Here is a 15,624-nt window from a genome sequence, read left to right on the forward strand (position 1 = left end):
AATACAGTATCATGAAAGATCTGTTGGGTGATTACGAACCCAAGGGGAAAGTGGTGCAGGGAATAGGTAAGTTCATCGCATTTGGACTGGATGATCCGTTTCATTTAACCACGGTCACCGGGCTGGCAATATATGGGGCCGGCAAACTCATGGAGAGGAGAAGCAACTATGGGTTAAGGAGAGCCAAGATTGACATGACCCTAACCATGGTAGAGTTGAAAAAATTGGTAGAGGAATTGCACGGGATCAGGATTCAGTGATATCAATTTATCTCAGTTAATGGAAATTTACTTCCCTGTTTCAGAAAGCACGTGAAACTTCCAACAAGTTGAGGACATCGGCAAGATATATTAGGAGTCCTGAGAATTATCTTCAATGCTTGATGATATTGTTGTTGGTCTCAGTATCATTGTATCCATATGGAGTGTCTACAATTCCGCCTTTGCCATCTACGGCCTATCATGGAGATCCAGTGAACCAAAATCTTCGTCAGGCCCATCCTTTTCCCTGCTGGTACCAGCCAGGAATGAGGAAAAGGTCCTTGGGAGGCTTCTTGAAAGACTGCTTAACCAGGAATACGACAGATCTAAGTATGAGATAATCGTATTGGAAGATGGGTCCACAGATAATACTCTGGGTGTATGTAATAAATTCTCCGAAATGTATAGTAACGTTAAGTGCGTTCACCTCGAGAAGGCAGATGTAGTAAACGGAAAGAGTAGGGCACTCAATTATGGATTAAAATTATCTAAAGGAGAAATCATTGGGGTCTTCGATGCGGATACTGTACCAAGGCTTGACGTACTGGGGTATGTTGCTCAAAAGTTCTCCTCTGATCCCAGAGTGGGAGGGGTTCAGGGAAGGTTGATTCCCATCAATGTTAGAGAAAGCATTGTGGCTAGACTAGCTTCACTAGAGGAGTTATTTAGCGAGTACTCCATATCTGGTAGAGCTAGGGCAGGTCTTTTCGTACCCCTAGAGGGCACGTGTAGTTTTGTGAGAAGAGATGCGTTGGAGAGGGTTGGAGGGTGGAATGAGAATGTGCTCACTGAGGATCTTGATCTCAGCCTCAAGTTAACAAGCCTCAACTATATGATTGTTTACTCTCCGTCCGTCCAGAGTTGGAGGGAAGTGCCGACCACCTTTGTCTCCCTAGTAAGGCAGAGACTGAGATGGTACAGGGGAAACTTTGAGCTGACCTTAAGAATTTCCAAGTTCAAGCTGACTTGGAAGTTAATAGACGCGGCAATGTTGGTGGGCACTCCGGTCTTCATGGTTTTAAGCCTGGCAAATTACTCACTGGTCTTTATCTACTCTTATCAGTTACACATTCTCATTGCGACCATAGTATCACTCTCATCCATGATGACCCTCGCCCTGATAATAATGATATCCAGGAGGCACATGATAGAGACGATTTACATACTTCTATCTGCATTATATCTCAATTTTACCATAAGTCTGCACTTGGTCTCCATTGTCCTTGAGTTAACCGGAGCCCCCAAGGGATGGAGCAAGACTGAGAGGTCTGGAAATATCACAGTAGATGTCCCAAGACCGTGATGTCGTAAAAATTTTACTGGGGTTTTGGAGGGGCTTAAGGGTAATCATGAATTGTTGATAAGTCCTCGCATATTAAAGAGAGGCCTTGCTGGAAACATTAGGATCCAAAGAAATATCTCTAACTCCGTCCACATTTACCTGGGATGTTGCAAAGACCTGTTGCAATGACCATAGCTGGAAGCGATTCAGGAGGAGGTGCGGGTATCCAGGCGGATCTTAAGACCTTCACTAGCCTGGGAGTGTTCGGCGTATCTGTGATAACTGGCTTGACTGCCCAGAACACTGCGAGGGTTACCAAGGTATTGGATGTGCCTCCGGAGTTCGTTGAATCCCAGTTTGACACAATAATGGAAGACTTTCAGGTAAGGTTTGCCAAGACTGGAATGCTGGCTTCAACCAAGATTGTGGAGGCTGTTGAGAGAAAGGTAACTCAGTACAGAATTAACTTGGTCCTGGACCCAGTCATGATATCCAAGAGTGGTTATCCTCTAGTAACGGAGGAAGTAGTGAGGGACATAATGAGACTGGCCAGAAAGGCCCTGATAATAACTCCCAACAAGTATGAGGCTGAAAGATTGACAGGTTTTAGGATAAGAACCAAGGAGGACTTAAGGAATACGGCGATACATCTCCACAGGACTTTGGGGATAAATGTGGTGGTGAAGGGCGGGAAGGCAATCGGAGGATATGACTTTGCTGTTGTGGATGGAGATGAAATTGAATTACGTGGGGAGCTTATAAATACTGATAACCTTCACGGGAGCGGTGATGTGTTCTCTGCCTCCATTACAGCTTTTCTCAGTAAGGGCCGTGACCTAAAGGAGGCGTTAAGGGAAGCCAAGAAAATTGTAACCGAGGCTATAAGGTATTCCCTTTCCATGGGTCACGGGAACGGGCCAGTTGATCCTTTTTCATCTGTGGAGAGAGTGGTCAGGATCAATGAGGCCAGAGACGATCTGGAGAAGCTTGTAGAGTTCCTTGAAAGGAACAAGGAAATTGTAAAGAAGATGATATCCCACGAGGAGAAGATGAACGTTGGCCTACTCACGGAATACGGCGATTTCGCAACCCTAGCTGGCGGTATCATAAGGTATATTGACTGGATTAAAGTGGACGGACCTATAGTGGTGAACTGGTATACCAACCTGGTGTATAAGGCCTTGAAGCTCACCGGAAAGAAACTGGGCGTATCGGTCTCATTAACAAACGAGATATTGAAAGCTTGCGAGGGTGGTAAATTGAAGATTTCTGAAAGTGGCATATATGGAGACTTGGTAATGATAGATGGGAGAGCTGTTTTGGTGGGAAATAGTTTAAGCGAGATTATTGAGAAGCTGGAGGTCCTCAGGGCTTGATAACGGTAGTAGGTAGTTATAATGTGGATATGACATTCAAGCTATCCCGTTTTCCCATACCTGGAGAGACGGTTTTTGCGCAGGAGGTAAGAGTGGGTCATGGCGGAAAGGGTTCCAATCAGGCTGTCTCTGCATCGAGACTGGGAGGAAAGACAAGATTCATCGGCGCTGTGGGAAATGATGTGAATGGGATAAACGCCATAAACTTCCTCAAGACTGAGGGTGTGGACACGTCTTGTGTAAGGGTGAAAAATGCGCCCACTGGAACGGCTTACATCTTGCTCAATGGCGGAGGGGAAACAATGATAGTGGTAAACCGTGGAGCAAACTACGAGTTGACACCAGAGGACTTGGACGCATGCTTAGAAGGGGACGTTCTACTTACACAGCTCGAGATCAGGGAGGATGTGGTGAAGAGAGCGTTATTAACCTTCCCCGGACTAAGGATTTTGAACCCTGCACCTGCTGAGCTTAACGATGTGGAGATACTCAATCATGTGGACATTCTTACTCCAAACGAGGTGGAGTTTAAGGAAATTAGTAATTCGGATGACATGTTGTATGGCGCAGGGATATTGTTAAAGAGGGTTAAGCAGGCTATTGTGGTCACCCTTGGGGAAAATGGTGCCATGATTTTTACCAAAAATAAGTCAGTCAGAATACCCACCATAAAGGTAGACCCAGTGGATACCACGGGGGCTGGCGACGTGTTCAATGCATCTCTGGCAGTTTTCCTAGAGAAAGGCTATGACTTGGAAACTGCTGTTGAGAAGGCAAATATTATAGCCTCAATTTCGGTTACCACATATGGAGCACTTGGACCAAAAATCGAAGAGATCGAGGAAAAGTACCCGGAAGTCTCACTCAGATAAGTGCGTAGGCCTCTGCGATCTGGAAGACGCGGACGAGAGGGTATAACCCTTGAGACTTAGGTTTCTTGGTACTGGAAGTGGAAGCACAATAGGTTCAAGGAGATTCAAGGCTGGGATACTTGTGGAAGGGGATGAAGGAAAGGTTTTACTGGACTTCGGATCGGGAATTAACATGAGACTGGAGGACATGCAGTTAGTTCCAGATGCAGTTTTCATAACTCATTTGCACATAGATCATTTCTCCGGGATATTTGACCATCTGGTTAGGAGACAAATAGACAGGGTTCCAGAACTTAAGGTGTTCTCTCCACCTGGATTTTCGGAGGTGTTGAAGGTCTACCAAAGAACTAACAATATATCGGCAGAGGTTAGGGAGAACCCACTTCCTACAGGAAGGATAGGAGACCTAGAGATATATTCCGTGGAAGCCTGCCACAAGATATACGCAGTCTCATACATAATCACGGATGGAAAAAGGAGAGTACTTTACTCTGGTGATACTCTGCAACCTTGCGAGCCTGTATTGAGGGAAGTTTCAGGAGTGGATTTGGTTATTCATGAGGCTAGTTGCCTGGAGAACTGTAGGGAGTGGGGGCATACTTCCGTTAAGGAGGCGATCACCACGTTCAGGAATCCAGTGTTGACTCACGTTCCAGCTCAGATAGAGAGCGAGGTGGAAAGCATTATAAGGGGTAAGGCTACCCTCGCTAAAGATGGGTTGACCCTGAATGTGTAGATTTGTGGCCTTTGCTGAGAAGGGAGAAATTGATGGTGAGGTTATAAGGGCCCTACTGAAGTCCTCCAAGAAAGATGTTCTCTCTAGCAATTCCCATCCTGACGGGTGGGGATACGTGATTTACGTACTGGATGGTGAGTGGAGCAGATTCCATTATGCCTCTGCAAGGCCCATGTACTCTGATGATAATCTCTCCATTCTTTACTCCATAAGGGGCGAGAGGTTGGTTGGAATAATTCACGCTAGGAAGACCCTGAAAAAATTTCTTAGAGGGGTTTCTCACGCTCACCCCTATCACGTTAGGGTCGGTCCCTACGACCTGTTCTTCGCTCATAATGGCTCGGTATCCAGATCCTCTTTCAAGATCCCTGAATTACCCTACACTGATAGTTTCATGATATTAAGGGAAATAGCTGAGGAACTTTCCCTCATGGACCCGGCTAAAGCCTATGAAAGAGTAATGAACAGGTTGAAGGGAAACGTCACCAGTTTAAACTCGGCATTTCTGTCCTATAGTGAGGCATCTGGACCTGAGCTCTTTGCCTACTACTATTACAACAGGAATAATATGAGAGAGACGGAAGAATATTATAGAATTTATTTCCACGATTCCTACGTATATTCCGCAACTGTGAATTACTATCTAGGAGGCAAAGGAAAGGAATTACCCTTCGACAGAGTTTATAGAATAAACTAATGATCTACACGTACTCTTTTCTGCAGAAACCTGAATGTTTAGCGCAGATCTAGGTTTCTAAACAGTCTTGACTATTTAATATAGCAAAATTCAGATATTCTTTCTAGAAGATCAATGGCTTAAGTTCATAAACATGTGCAAGAATAATTATTCTTATGAAAGAACACCTGGTAGAGGCAAAAATAATTGATTACGGTAAGCTAAAAGCAATTCATAGTGATATAATATATTACGTGTCATATTATAAAACGCTGGAGAAGACGGGGGTTAAAACTAAGCCCTCTCCTCCTCCTAGCCTGAAAGACATGAACGTAATCTACACGAAGCCGAGGATAGGCCCGCTGAAATTGAGCGGAGAAGGGCCGATCTACAAGTTGGATAAAGTAGGAGCCACCGTAAGCGTGGATTTCCCAGGAACTCCACTATATGCCATAGTGGACTTTGCTGACAGCATCAAGGTGTTTCTGGCATATCCTGTAGAGGACCCAATTGTGGGGATTGACCTAGGGATAAGGCACCTGTTCACAGTCGTCGCGGTGACCAAGAACGGAAAGATATACAAGACCAAGTATATAGGGAACGGGAGCATTATGGAAACCTTCACAAAATATATGAGCGAAACTCAGGGTCTTTCCTACGTCAGGGAAATAAGGGAAAAAGTCAGGGCATCTCTGAAGGAGTTAATGGACTTCCTGAGTGAGCTGAGCCCCAAAATGGTTGCACTGGAAGACTTGAGGTTATACGACGCGAGGATTGGCAGGGGGCTCAAGCTAATTGAGGACGAACTGGAGAGGGAACTGCTGGAGAAGGGTATACGATTCAGAAGATTGGATCCTAGAAACACATCGAAGGTGTGCTCCCAGTGTGGTTATAAGAAGGGTGAAGTCATGGGGTCCCTATTTGTCTGTCCAGCGTGCGGGTATAAGGTGGACAGAGATTTCAATGCGGCCTACAATCTTGCGTTAAAGTGCTACTACACCTGTTAGCAGAATATCCCCAGATACGGTAAACCGTTTTATCTTGCTGTCCCGAATGCTATCATGGACTATAAGAACAGGGTGCAAAGGGTAAAGGAACTCTTGAAGGGAAAGGCGGACTATCTGGTTCTGGGTCCGGGAAGCAATATGTTTTACCTCACGGGCTTTACGGAGGAGCCCATGGAGAGGCCTATCCTCTTGATACTTGGGGACAAGGACTACATGGTAGCTCCAAAAATGTATGAACAACAACTATCTAACCTGAATCTTGAAGTAAGAACATACGTGGATGGTGAGGACCCTTATTCCCTTCTGGATATCAGGAAAGGTTCATCCCTAGCTATAGATGATCAGCTCTGGTCAGTATTCCTAATTGCTATGGTCAACAGATTCTCGCCATCCGACTTGATCCCTGCTTCCCCCATTATGAGCTTAATGAGATCGGTAAAGGACAACGAGGAAATAGGGATAATGGAAGAAGGACTTAGGATCGCTGAACAGTCCTTCATGGAGTTTATTGCTAGGGTAAAAGAGGGAGAGAGCGAATGTCACCTGTCCCAGATATTGGAGGGAATTTTCAGGGAGATGGGGGTCACATACTCCTTTTCCACTATTCTCACTTCAGGTCCAAATACGGCTATGCCACATCTTAGATGCACAGAGAGGAAGGTACACAGGGGAGAGCCCATAATAGTGGATTTTGGCATCAGGTACAAGGGCTACTCCACGGATACAACTAGGGTTGTCACCATCGGTAAGCCATCAGAAGAAGTGATGAAAATATGGGAAATAGTTAATGACGCAGTGGAAAGAGCCGAGGAGGCCAGCTATGGGTTATCAGGGAAGGAGATAGATCAAAGGGCCAGAAATGTCATAGAGAACAGGGGTTATGGCAAGTACTTCATCCACAGAACCGGACATGGAATTGGTATAGACGTTCATGAGCATCCCTACATCTCCCCAGATAACGTCAACGTGATACCTAAGAATTCTGTCTTCACCATAGAGCCTGGAATTTACATTCCTGAGAAATTTGGAATCAGAATAGAGGACATGGTAGTCATGGAGGATAGGATCAGGATCCTCTCTGCACTATCAAGGGAAATCTACTTGGTTTAGGCACGGATAATTCTCTTTAATATCTCCACACCCCTCTTGATCTGTTCCTCATCAGGAAGTGTGATACTGAGCCTGGCCATAGTCTCCCCACCTCGCAGGAAGAAGTCCTTAGCTGGAACGAAGGCTAAACCATGCTTCACTGCCTCCTCCAGAACCCTATGGGCATTTCTCTTGAGGTCAAGGAGAAGGAAGAACCCGCAACTGGGCATGTTGAAATCTAGGATTCCAGCGTCAGTCAAAGAGTCCACGAGCACCTTCATCTTCTTGCTGTAATGCTGTGGGAGATATTTGGTCCTGGACAGAATAAATCCCGATCTCAAAAGACGTGAAACAACGTATTGATTCAGGGTTGAAGTGGAAAAGTCAAGTTGCTCCAGGAGACTCAACTTCTCCGCAACTTCTGGGGGAGCTTGGACGAAACCTATCCTGAGACCAGGTGCCAGGATTTTACTGAAACTGCTGACGTGGATAACCCTACCACTCCTATCATAATTCTTCAATGGAGGTGGAACACAACCAGCTATGGGTCTATAGGGATCATCCTCAATTACGTAGAAGTCTCTTTCCTCTGCTAGTTCGACCAGCTCCTTTCTCCTTTCCTCTGCCATGTTTACTCCCGCAGGGTTATGACAGTCAGGAATAACGTATACCAAATCTGGCCTGACTATCTTAGTCAGAACGTTCAGCTCATCTGTGGAGATACCCTTTCCGTCTACCTTGACGGGTATCGTGATAGATGCCCTCAACCTGAAAGCTGAGAAGGTCTCCACGAACGTAGGGTTCTCCACCATAACCGTTCCGTTCTCTAGGAAATATTTGGAGAGAAGCTCTATGGCATGCTGAGCACCGCTGGTAATCACCACAGGATCCTTGCTTGTAATTCCTATTGCCGGAAGGTAATCGTCCACCTGTTTTATCAGTTCTTGCTGACCTCCCGCACCTGGATAGAAAAGAGATTTAGGCCCCAGCTCGTTCAACACGTCTTCGTAAGCCCTTTCTATCTCCTTTACCGGGATGGTTGACGGGTCGGGCGATCCACTGGCCATGTTAATCTCAGCATTACGCCCTAACCTAGATCCCATCTCCACTGGTGAGAGTTCTATTTCCCTTCCTATCCTTGAGACCATCTTCCCCTAACCTCCAGGTTTGTGCCAACGCCCTTCTCCTTAGCTTTGAGGAAGAGCCTTTTCATGGATGCGACATCCTCTAGGCCTATTCCCACAGACTTGAAAATGGTTAACCCTGGTTTCACCGAGACCTTTCCACCAATTAGCTCCGAGAGAGTAACCACTTTCTTCCAATCCATCATTCCCATCTTCTCAGCCAAAATTAGGTCTCCTGCCTCATCTTTGGCCTGCATCTCATCCTCAACGGCTATCATGGTGGATGCCTTAACTACCTCAGGGAAAAGTTCCACCCTCTCAGGTAGATTGGATCCCATGGCGTTTATGTGGACTTTCTCGGTGAGGTGATCCAGTTTTAGGAAGGGAGAAGTGGCGGTGGTTATTGTTACCACCACCTCTACTCTAGAAACCAGCTCTTTCAGATTGGGGACAGTCTCCAGTTTAATCCCCAACTTGGATAGCTTTTCTTTGGCTCTTGCTTCCCTTTCCTGGGTTCTGGTGTATCCAAGGATCTTTATTCCGGGCTTTAGGTGGTGAAATGCCTCAACCTGGGCAATTCCCTGTTTACCCAACCCAATGATTCCCACGGACGAGTAATCCTTCTTCATCACGTCTGAGGCCAACACAGACAGCGCGCCAGTTCTCAAGAGGGACAGCCTGTCAGCCTCAGCTATCATGAGAAGTTCGCCGTCGTTTGCGAAAAGAAGGGATACAAAATTTCCCCTCATATATGTCTTGAAACCAATATATCCTTCCATTGCCCCGGCTTGATAGGTTAGGGTAGATCCGGAAAACGACGTTCTGACCCTCTTGGTATTCACAGCCTTTTTGCTATCCTCTAGGATGAAGGCTTCCCTCAACGCCTCATATGCGTCCTTGAAATTCAGGAGAGCATTTACCTCCTGTTCCTTTATTAACAGCGTCAACGAAGGTCCTCAGTATGATAGGGGCCCTATTGCTTAAAAACAGAACGGTTTAACCATACTTTTTATGGAGTTAACGCCCAGATTACAGGACATTATTAATATTATTAGAAACAAAGGAGAAATTAACGTCCAAGAGATAGCCCTTTTCCTCAAGGTATCACCTAAGACTGCTAAGGGATATGTCAGGGAACTTGTGAGGTTGGGTTACGTATCCATGGATGAGAGCGGGAACGTGAGACTCATCCTAGCTTCAGAGGACCCCATTGAGAGGATTACTAAAATTGTTGAAATCCACGAGGGCGAAATCTCCATGCTTAGGAAACAGATGGAGGAGCTAAGGGAGGAGCTTCAGAAATTAAAGAGGAGAGGCAGAGCATAAGTGGTCCTTCTTAAGATCTAGATCTACAAAGATTCCATATATCGTCTCCTATCCAGTGCAGTGCAGATGCAACCTTCCCCTTTCTATTCTTTAGGGCCTCCATGGCTCCTTCTACCGTACCCATCACGGCCACCGGCTGATCCGTCTTGGTTTTTACAAGGAGAAGATAGCCCGGTTTCACGTCCTCTGCATATTCCACAACGCCCGGGGCGTAAAGATCCGCCCCTCTGGCCACAGCTTTTACGGCACCCTCATCTATTTTTACCCAAGGTAGGTTTGCCCTAAATTTTAACAGAAAGCATAACGTTGGAATTAAATTTTCTCCAAAAAAGCTCAGCATATCATCTACGAAGTAAAATACCTGCCTTTTCTCCTTCCCTATCTCGATTCTTTCTGAGGTTAGCTCAACACCGTAAAGGTTCTTTACCTTCTCCCTAAACTCCTTGGCCTCCTTTTGAGAAAGGAGATGTCTCTGCAACCCTTCATTCACCCAGTGCCTTCTCCAGGAGAATCGGCATGGTGTTCATTTTTCTTTTCAGGCATCCCTCTAGCGCGCTAGTTATTACTGGGGTACCTACAACTGCCCCAGCCTCACCTATTCCCTTGCTCCCCGTTGGGTGGGGCGAGAGGCCATTGGTGATATATTTCCATGTAAAGTGTGGCGTCTCAACAGCCGTGGGCAAAGCGTAATCTCCGAAGGTTGGATTCTGCAAAACACCGTCGTTAATTACCGCCTCCTCATATAATGCCTGGCTTATTCCCTGAAGCGCTCCACCGTGAATCTGACCCTCTGCCAGTAGGGGATTGATAACGTTACCTACATCGTCTATGGCTATGTATTTCTTTACCTTGATCAGTCCTGTCTCCCTGTCTATTTCCATTAACCCCATATGCACACCGTAAGGCGACGTGGGCTTTTTGACAGGGTATACGGAGGTCACATCCAGGGATATGCCGAACTTATATGCCGACTTGATCACGTCAATTAGTTCCAAAGATTTTGCGTTCTTCTTGTGAACTACCTTACCCTCTCTGTATTCTACCTCCTCCACGTCAGCTTCCAAGGCTTTAGCTCCAGCCTCGGTTAGTCTCCTCTTGAGTTCCTGGGACGCCATCAATACGGCTGAACCCCCAACTGTCACCGTTCTGCTTCCCCAGGTCCCAATTCCATCCTCAATCACGTCCGTGTCCCCCCATCTGACCTCTACTAGTTCCATGGGGATCTCCAGGGCATCGGCCGCAAGTTGGGCAAAGGCTGTAGCATCACCCTGACCGTGCGGTCCTGTTCCCGTGACCACGACTATCCTGCCGTCATATTTTGCGTACACTCTGGCCGTCTCCCATGGACCGAAACCCGTTATTTCCACGTACATCGCCAGCCCCACGCACTGGTTATCCCTGGCCTCAGCCTTGAGCTGTTCGTAGTAGGGTTTGGCTGAATTCAGTAACTCTGGATAGTTCCCAGAGTCGTAAGTTATACCAAACACGTTGGTGTAGGGCATTTCCTCAGGCCTAATTACGTTTCTAAGCCTGACCTCCAGCGGATCTAGTTTCAACTCCTCTGCTATCTCCTCCATAATGCTTTCAATGAAATAGGTTGCCTCGGGTCTGCCAGCGCCTCTGTATGAGGTTGTGGGGGTTAGATTTGTGTTGACGCTGTAGGCCGTGATCACTCCATGTTTTATTCTGTATGGTCCAGGGAGCATTCTAGCTGCGCTCATGACATTCCCAGAATCATCATCGTTGGCATCTCGATAGGGTGCCCCCAGATTTCCGACCACTGTTCCAACCACGGCCGTAATTGTTCCATCTCTCCTCACCCCAACCTTGTATCTTAGCCATTTATCCCTTCCATGTCCTGCACTCATCATCTCCTCTGTCCTAGTTGGTATCCACTTCAGAGGAATGCCAAGTTTCAGGGCAAGGAAACTAACAGCGTATTCCTCCGGATGGGTAATTATCTTGCTCCCAAACGCTCCTCCCACATCGGGCTGGATGACCCTAATGTTCTGGATTCCTAGGAAGCTCACCAGGTTTCTTCTCAGGTAATGGGCGGATTGGGTTGAGGACCAAACGTTTAGTCTGTTCCCGTCAAACCAGGCCAGCGTCCCCCTGGTCTCCATGGGAGAGGCTACTATTCTCTGGTTGTGTAGCTCGCCGGAGAGTATTACGGGGGATTGTTCCAGTTCTTTCTTGGCCTCTCCTCCCAGAAATTCCTTCCTGGCGAAAACGTTACTTTCGAGCTTGGAGTAAACCTTGATCTTATCCTCCATGGCTCTGAAGGGGTCAGTCTCATGGGGTATCTGTTCATATTCCACTTCCACGCTCTCCAAAAGATCATATGCCTCATATCTGTCCCTAGCTATTACTGCCGCGATGGGTTGGCCAACATATGTGACCTCATTGCTTGGTATGGGAAAGTCCTTGCCTGGATTTATCTCGGAGCCTGTGAAAACGTTCTGACCGGGTTTAACCCTTATGAGCGCGTGTGGGTATTTCGACCTCACAAATGCCACGTAGTAAGTTCCGGGTAGTTGAATATCATCTACGTATAGACCTCTGCCCGTTATAAGTTTCGGATCCTCAATCCTTTTGACGGGTTTACCTACGTATCTCATTTGTTTTTACTAGATGGAGGATACTTTAAATCTTCTTAAGCCTGTTTAGCACTGTGGGGTGTGTGGAGAGCAGTGACTGCTTTTCCCCGGGATTCACGTGAAGGGCGAGGAGACGAATGTACTCGTCCCTCCCGACTAGCTCTATCGCGTATTTATCGGCCAAGTACTCAAAATGCCTTGAAATATACCTCACCACCACTATACCCGCGAACATAAGTGCCAGCCCTAGCATCACGTCAAGGTTAAGAAGGTATAAAGAAGCCACTGTAATCCCAAGAAGGGAAAGGAAGGTCTTAAGATGATGTTTTCCCCGCAGATGGCCCAGTTCATGCGCAATGGCCAATCTCAAGTTATCAACCCCCTCGTTAACTAATCCTGAGGTAACCACAATCACGTTATTGGGAAGGGAGAAAGCATTGACAAGGGGATCTTCCTTGACCTTCAATGAGAATCTTATTCCGGTCCTTAACCTGAGCTCATTGAGAGTTGAGTCTTCTAAACTCCTGAACCTTTTAAGGAAAACGGCGGGCATTAAGAAGTACAGACTCGTTAAAACTGAGAGACACACTGGGATGAAAATAATCAATGACACACGATATTATGAGCCGTAGTACTATTTAACCTTGAGCAGCTCACTGATACTTTCACTTTAAAAGAGCTGGAAAGTGTTGTTGTAACAAATGAAAGCTATTATCATGGAGGGTGGGAAAGCTGTCCTCAAGGAAGTACCAGTTCCCAAGTTGAATCAGGGCGATGTTCTTGTGGAGATGAAGGCCTGCGGGCTGTGCGGAACAGATATTGAGAAGATGTGCGGGCAATACACGGCGTCCCAGCCCATACTTGGACACGAACCTGCAGGAGTGGTTGCAGAGTCCATGTCCAACACGGTTAAACCTGGCGACAGAGTGTTCGCACACCATCACGTTCCGTGCTATGAATGCTACTACTGCAAGAAGGGAAGCCCTACCATGTGTCCATATTACAGGAAAACTAACCTTGATCCTGGAGGCTTCGCCGAATTCTTCAGGGTGCCTGCATGGAATGTGGAAAGGGGAGGAATACTTGTGTTACCCAGTCACGTGTCGTTTGAGGAGGGCTCATTTGTGGAACCGCTGGCCACAGTGATCAGGGCTCAGAGGCGTGTTGGGATCTCACGTGACGACTCAGTCCTCATAGTTGGTGCAGGTCCCATGGGGCTCTTACATCTACTGAAGGTCAGGGAGATGGGCGTTTCCAACGTGATGATTTCCGATGTTTCAGAGTACAGGCTAGAGTTTGCCGGGTCACTGGGCGCATCCCATTTGTTGAACCCCACTAAGCAACAAGTAGAGCAGGAAGCCAAGAAGGTAACCGATGGGCGAGGCGTTGATGTGGCTATAGTGGCGTCAGGTGCACCTCAGGCCATTCTCTCGGGCCTAAACTCAGTCAGGAAAGGTGGGAGGGTTCTCCTATTTGGTGTTCCGTATAAAGGAACAATACTAAACTATGATATCAGTGACCTGCTCAATAATGAAATCTCAGTGATCCCAAGCAACGCAGCTGTTGAGGAGGATACCAGGGAGGCCTTAAGACTCATTGCAGAGAGGAGAGTTGATGTGGGTAAGCTTGTGACACACAAATACGACCTAGAGCAGTTCCATGAGGCCGTAAGGGTAGCTAAGCAGGGCAATGCCATAAAGGTAGTAATAACAAGTTAGCAGGAACAGGAGATAGAGCAGGAGGGTGAGCCTGAAGAGGGTCAGTGCCCTCTTCACGTCTTCCGTTGAGGGAAGGTTTCCTGAGCCCACCGAGTACGCATTGACCTTCTCTAGCCTCACACCAAGGAGGCCAGCAGCTATGGCTATTGGGTACTTGGCGTTTGGGCTCTCCATATTGGCATTACGCAGGGAATTTATTGCACTTCTCACGTTGAGTCCCATCAGGAGACCGGCCAGTAGCATTGTAAGTCCAGTCAATCTTGCGGGAATATAGTTGAGAATGGTGTCCATCTTGGCTGAGAAGTATCCTTCCTCAATCAGTTGAGGGGTCTTATAGCCAACCATACTATCCATGGTGTTGGCAAACCTCTGGAGCAATGCCCCCGGAAGCCCAAGTACCAAGAACCAGAAGAGGGGTGATGTTATACCGTCTACGAGGCTCTCGAAAAGGGATTCAATTGAGGCGGACGCAACGTGTCCCAGCGATACCTCTCTCAGGTCCCTTCTCACTATATTCTGCACAATTTTTCTGGATTCCTCTCTTAAGGGAATGGAGGAACTCACGATAGTGTAAAGCATCCTTATCGAGAAGGTGGTCTTCAGAACGAGGACGAGCAAAGGGATCTCGATCAACTTAAAGGGCAAGTAAAGGAGAACTAGGCAGAGGAAAAGCACCGGAACCACCGAGACGAACCAGAGCACTACGCCATAACCCTTCCCCTTGAAAGGTTTTATGAGTCTTTCCGATATTTTCCCCACATAGACGACCGGATGAACAAGGGTGGGCGGTTCGCCCATTATCAGGTCTAGAGCAAGTGAGGCAATGAGAACAGGGAGCACTTTATCTCACCAATCAGTATAATGGGGAAGCTTAACGTGATTGCCGCCCCAGTTAGGTCCCCGGATGAACCTCCCAGTACCCTTTTACCTGCGTATATGAAGAGTAGCATTAACACTGTCATGAGCACTGCGGAACATAGGGAGAGGAAAGGAACGCTTTCAATGAGCAGGGCAACCCATTTTCCCTTGAGTTTTTCGTGAAACATCCTACCAAGCGTGCTCCCCTCCATGGGATTGGATAGGGCAAGGGAGAGCAGGCCTACCACCCTGGAGAGGACCTCTGCTGAGATCAGCTGATAAAGGGTCTGGAGCCCCGTCCCTCCCATCACTTGGGTTGCAACGTAAAATATGGTAAGGTAAACCAACAACAGACCAATCCCTCCAGCTCCAACAGAAACGTCCTTCAGGGCCCTCTTCCTCTCCTCTTGAGTTCCTCTGATCATGAGCGCATCGCCAAAGTCCAGGAGGCCGTCCAAATGGTTGAACCCTCTCACAACCTCAACCACGGGAATCAGTAGAACCCATGCTAGACGCCCCATTACTGGATAAAGTGAGAGTACCACAAGGTAATCTATCACTCCAGTTACCAGTCCAACTACCAGAGGTGAAAGAAAGGCGAACTCCATCACAAGATCAAAGTCCACTCTTCCCGCTGGTATCACGGTGAAGAAGCTCAACTGCCCCAAAATTCCCTTTAATACTCGCACATTCCCATACTGGT

At 47.1% G+C, this 15,624-nt stretch carries 17 protein-coding genes; 10 read left to right on the plus strand and 7 right to left on the minus strand.

The window, feature by feature from the left end:
- Positions 1-8: 8 nt before the first annotated feature.
- The 8 genes from QVC96_RS03730 (at position 9) to QVC96_RS03765 (ending at position 7,319) form a co-directional block, all read left to right on the plus strand.
- The gene (locus QVC96_RS03730; protein ID WP_238026743.1) at positions 9-260 is read left to right on the plus strand and encodes a hypothetical protein; all 252 of its coding nucleotides are present in this window, start codon (positions 9-11) and stop codon (positions 258-260) included.
- Positions 261-375: 115 nt separating this feature from the next.
- Positions 376-1,563 (plus strand): glycosyltransferase, encoded by a 1,188-nt coding sequence (locus QVC96_RS03735; protein WP_287689936.1) that lies wholly within the window; start codon positions 376-378, stop codon positions 1,561-1,563.
- A 143-nt stretch (positions 1,564-1,706) separates the two neighbouring features.
- On the plus strand, positions 1,707-2,918 hold the full coding sequence (thiD, locus tag QVC96_RS03740; RefSeq protein ID WP_238026675.1) for a bifunctional hydroxymethylpyrimidine kinase/phosphomethylpyrimidine kinase: 1,212 nt from the start codon (positions 1,707-1,709) through the stop codon (positions 2,916-2,918).
- Entirely contained in the window at positions 2,915-3,790 is an 876-nt protein-coding gene (locus QVC96_RS03745; RefSeq protein WP_287689937.1) for a ribokinase, read from the plus strand. The genes thiD and QVC96_RS03745 overlap by 4 nt, the downstream gene beginning before the upstream one ends.
- 49 nt (positions 3,791-3,839) lie before the next feature.
- Positions 3,840-4,526 (plus strand): MBL fold metallo-hydrolase, encoded by a 687-nt coding sequence (locus QVC96_RS03750; RefSeq protein WP_238026677.1) that lies wholly within the window; start codon positions 3,840-3,842, stop codon positions 4,524-4,526.
- Positions 4,519-5,223, plus strand: coding sequence for a glutamine amidotransferase (locus QVC96_RS03755; RefSeq protein ID WP_287689938.1), 705 nt, complete (start codon positions 4,519-4,521; stop codon positions 5,221-5,223). Before QVC96_RS03750 ends, QVC96_RS03755 begins: the two co-directional genes overlap by 8 nt.
- A 155-nt stretch (positions 5,224-5,378) precedes the next feature.
- Complete coding sequence (locus QVC96_RS03760) at positions 5,379-6,209, plus strand: transposase (RefSeq protein ID WP_238026681.1); 831 nt, start codon at positions 5,379-5,381, stop codon at positions 6,207-6,209.
- Positions 6,210-6,263: 54 nt separating this feature from the next.
- Entirely contained in the window at positions 6,264-7,319 is a 1,056-nt protein-coding gene (locus tag QVC96_RS03765; protein ID WP_287689939.1) for a M24 family metallopeptidase, read from the plus strand.
- Here the strand turns inward: QVC96_RS03765 and QVC96_RS03770 are convergent.
- The gene (locus tag QVC96_RS03770) at positions 7,316-8,446 is read right to left on the minus strand and encodes a PLP-dependent aminotransferase family protein (protein WP_287689940.1); all 1,131 of its coding nucleotides are present in this window, start codon (positions 8,444-8,446) and stop codon (positions 7,316-7,318) included. The genes QVC96_RS03765 and QVC96_RS03770 overlap by 4 nt on opposite strands.
- Positions 8,431-9,369, minus strand: a complete 939-nt coding sequence (locus QVC96_RS03775; RefSeq protein WP_238026687.1) for an ornithine cyclodeaminase family protein — start codon at positions 9,367-9,369, stop codon at positions 8,431-8,433. Before QVC96_RS03775 ends, QVC96_RS03770 begins: the two co-directional genes overlap by 16 nt.
- A gap of 64 nt (positions 9,370-9,433) precedes the next feature.
- On the opposite strand from QVC96_RS03775, the gene QVC96_RS03780 reads away from it, so the two are divergent.
- Positions 9,434-9,748, plus strand: coding sequence for a winged helix-turn-helix transcriptional regulator (locus QVC96_RS03780; RefSeq protein WP_238026689.1), 315 nt, complete (start codon positions 9,434-9,436; stop codon positions 9,746-9,748).
- A gap of 10 nt (positions 9,749-9,758) precedes the next feature.
- Here the strand turns inward: QVC96_RS03780 and QVC96_RS03785 are convergent, their stop codons facing one another.
- The 3 genes from QVC96_RS03785 to QVC96_RS03795 are packed head-to-tail and all read right to left on the minus strand — an operon-like array spanning position 9,759 to position 12,958.
- Entirely contained in the window at positions 9,759-10,226 is a 468-nt protein-coding gene (locus QVC96_RS03785; RefSeq protein ID WP_238026691.1) for an RNA-binding protein, read from the minus strand.
- 4 nt (positions 10,227-10,230) lie between these two features.
- On the minus strand, positions 10,231-12,366 hold the full coding sequence (locus QVC96_RS03790) for a xanthine dehydrogenase family protein molybdopterin-binding subunit (RefSeq protein WP_287689941.1): 2,136 nt from the start codon (positions 12,364-12,366) through the stop codon (positions 10,231-10,233).
- Between the two features lie 25 nt (positions 12,367-12,391).
- Entirely contained in the window at positions 12,392-12,958 is a 567-nt protein-coding gene (locus QVC96_RS03795; RefSeq protein WP_287689942.1) for a M48 family metalloprotease, read from the minus strand.
- 88 nt (positions 12,959-13,046) lie between these two features.
- On the opposite strand from QVC96_RS03795, the gene QVC96_RS03800 reads away from it, so the two are divergent.
- Positions 13,047-14,063: a zinc-dependent dehydrogenase gene (locus QVC96_RS03800; RefSeq protein ID WP_238026695.1), complete on the plus strand. Its 1,017-nt coding sequence runs from the start codon at positions 13,047-13,049 to the stop codon at positions 14,061-14,063.
- On the opposite strand, the gene QVC96_RS03805 is transcribed toward QVC96_RS03800, so the two are convergent.
- Entirely contained in the window at positions 13,992-14,903 is a 912-nt protein-coding gene (locus QVC96_RS03805; protein WP_287689943.1) for a cobalamin biosynthesis protein, read from the minus strand. The two genes, QVC96_RS03800 and QVC96_RS03805, sit on opposite strands and share 72 nt — an antisense overlap.
- Positions 14,870-15,610, minus strand: coding sequence for an adenosylcobinamide-GDP ribazoletransferase (gene cobS, locus QVC96_RS03810; protein ID WP_238026697.1), 741 nt, complete (start codon positions 15,608-15,610; stop codon positions 14,870-14,872). Before cobS ends, QVC96_RS03805 begins: the two co-directional genes overlap by 34 nt.
- Positions 15,611-15,624 lie beyond the last annotated feature (14 nt).

The organism is Metallosphaera javensis (ex Sakai et al. 2022) (genome assembly GCA_021654415.1).
In the GTDB taxonomy this organism is placed as follows: Archaea; Thermoproteota; Thermoprotei_A; order Sulfolobales; family Sulfolobaceae; genus Metallosphaera; species Metallosphaera javensis.

Coding starts and splice junctions, on each gene's coding strand:
- QVC96_RS03735 (WP_287689936.1), top strand. CDS start 376: ATGCTTGATGATATTGTTGTTGGTCTCAGTATCATTGTATCCATATGG.
- thiD (WP_238026675.1), top strand. CDS start 1,707: ATGTTGCAAAGACCTGTTGCAATGACCATAGCTGGAAGCGATTCAGGA.
- QVC96_RS03755 (WP_287689938.1), top strand. CDS start 4,519: ATGTGTAGATTTGTGGCCTTTGCTGAGAAGGGAGAAATTGATGGTGAG.
- QVC96_RS03760 (WP_238026681.1), top strand. CDS start 5,379: ATGAAAGAACACCTGGTAGAGGCAAAAATAATTGATTACGGTAAGCTA.
- QVC96_RS03765 (WP_287689939.1), top strand. CDS start 6,264: ATGGACTATAAGAACAGGGTGCAAAGGGTAAAGGAACTCTTGAAGGGA.
- QVC96_RS03770 (WP_287689940.1), bottom strand. CDS start 8,446: ATGGTCTCAAGGATAGGAAGGGAAATAGAACTCTCACCAGTGGAGATG.
- QVC96_RS03780 (WP_238026689.1), top strand. CDS start 9,434: ATGGAGTTAACGCCCAGATTACAGGACATTATTAATATTATTAGAAAC.
- QVC96_RS03790 (WP_287689941.1), bottom strand. CDS start 12,366: ATGAGATACGTAGGTAAACCCGTCAAAAGGATTGAGGATCCGAAACTT.
- QVC96_RS03800 (WP_238026695.1), top strand. CDS start 13,047: ATGAAAGCTATTATCATGGAGGGTGGGAAAGCTGTCCTCAAGGAAGTA.